Origin of the sequence: Candidatus Litorirhabdus singularis, assembly GCF_026262625.1 — a bacterium.
Taxonomy (GTDB): Bacteria; Pseudomonadota; Gammaproteobacteria; order Pseudomonadales; family Halieaceae; genus Litorirhabdus; species Litorirhabdus singularis.
In genome coordinates this window covers 1-1,881 of the sequence record NZ_SHNN01000014.1, presented here as the reverse complement: position 1 = coordinate 1,881, position 1,881 = coordinate 1, and the positions used below count along the sequence as shown (strand labels likewise).

Below are 1,881 nucleotides of genomic sequence, written 5' to 3'. Positions count from 1 at the left end.
CATGATCCAGCACCAGGAAGTCGATGCCGCCACCGCCGTAGAGCGTGTCTTGCCCTGCCTCACCTTCCAGACGGTCACCGTCCGCACCACCCCATAGGGTGTCGTTGCCCGCGCCACCGCGCAGATCGTCCTGGCCGCTGCCACCGAACAATGTATCGTTACCGGTGCCGCCAGTCAGACGATCATCACCGTCATCACCGAACGCTCGCACGCTGCCGGATCCTGCACTGATCAGCGTATCCGCACCAGCACCGAGGTGAACCTCGACCGGCGAGCTGACTCCGCTCGAGATCTGCACAAAGTCGTTGCCGGCACCCATATCAGTGATCAGGATACTGGTGACGTTGTCGAAGGTCTGCGACACGCCAAACAGCGTGATACGGATGCTCTCACCGGTGACCGAACCGGACCCGACGTGATCGATATACACCTGTTCTGCTTCCACATCGGGCAGCAAGTTACGCAGGGCACGTTGTTCAGCCGGGCCAACGTTCAGCGTCAACACGCCGTTGCCGTCGACCTGGCCGAGCACCCTTGGATCAGCCGGCGGCACCAGCGGAGGTGTGCCAACGGTAATCGTTATGGTCTCGGCATCGTCAAGGCTCGGCGTACCGTCGTCGATGACCCGTATAGTCACACTGAATTCACCCAATCCCTGTGCCTGAGTCGGCGCCCAGCTGAACACACCGGTTGCAGAATCGATGGTCGCCCCAGCAGGAGCGCCCGCATCCAGGCTGAATGTCAGGACGCCGTCGGGGCCGTCCGGATCAACTGCACTGACCACAAATGCCAGCAACAAGCCCTCGGCCACGAACTGGTCACCGATCGTGTCGAGGTCAGGCGCGCCATTCACTTCGTCAACTGTGATTACGATCGTCTCAAAATCGTCCCTGGCCTGCGTGCCATCATCAGTCACCCGAACCGTCACACTAAAACTACCCGGGCCCTGGACCTCGGTTGGCGTCCAGCGGAACTCACCGGTGACAGAATCGATACTCGCACCCGCCGGCGCACCGCCATCCAGGCTGTAGGTCAGCGTATTTGCCGCATTGCCGTCAGTTGCCGATACCGTGAAGCTCAGCTCGGTCAGCTCGTCAGTAATCTGGTCGCCGATGCCAGCCAGCACCGGTGCGACATTCGATTCGCCGACGGTGATCACTATCGTTTCGAAATCGTTGCGGACCGGCGTACCGTCATCAGTCACCCGCACCGTTACACTGTAGTCGCCGGGGCCCTGGGCCGCAGTCGGCGTCCAGCTGAATACACCGGTCAGCGCATCGATGGTCGCACCATCCGGCGCCCCGGCATCCAGGCTAAACGTCAGACCGTTAGCTGGCTGATCTGCGTCGGTCGCCGTTGCCGCGAAGGTCAATATGCTTTGCTGGTCGACGTACACATTACCGATAGCAACGAGCAAGGGCGCACCGTTGACCTCGGTTACCGTGATCGTGAAGGTCCGGGTGTCGTCGAGCGCGGGCGCACCGTCATCGGTCACCCGCACCGTGATGTCGTAGCTGCCCGGCCCCTGGGCTTCGGTCGGCGTCCAGCTGAACACTCCGGTCTGCGGATCGATGGCCGCGCCAGCCGGAGCGTCGTCATCCAAGCTGTAAGTGAGACCGTTAATGGGAACATCGGTATCGGTCGCCGTTACCGTAAAAGTCAGCAGCGAACCCTCTGACACTGACCTATCCGCTATCGGGTCGAGGACGGGTGCTTCATTATTAGGCGACGCGAGGACAGAGGTCACGCCAATCCCGCCGTCTTCATCGCTCACCGTCACCGTGACCGTATAGACGCCGCTGACAGCGTAGCTGTGATTCAGGGCAAAGCTCTTGTCCGGGTTCAGGGCCAAGGCCTGCACACCGCTGCCGTCACCGTAGT

General features: G+C 61.4%; 1 protein-coding gene. It reads right to left on the bottom strand.

Going from position 1 to position 1,881, the window contains the following annotated elements; genetic code table 11:
* Positions 1-1,881 (bottom strand): putative Ig domain-containing protein (locus EYC98_RS21640; protein ID WP_279247498.1); only part of this gene is annotated, 1,881 nt, incomplete at both ends.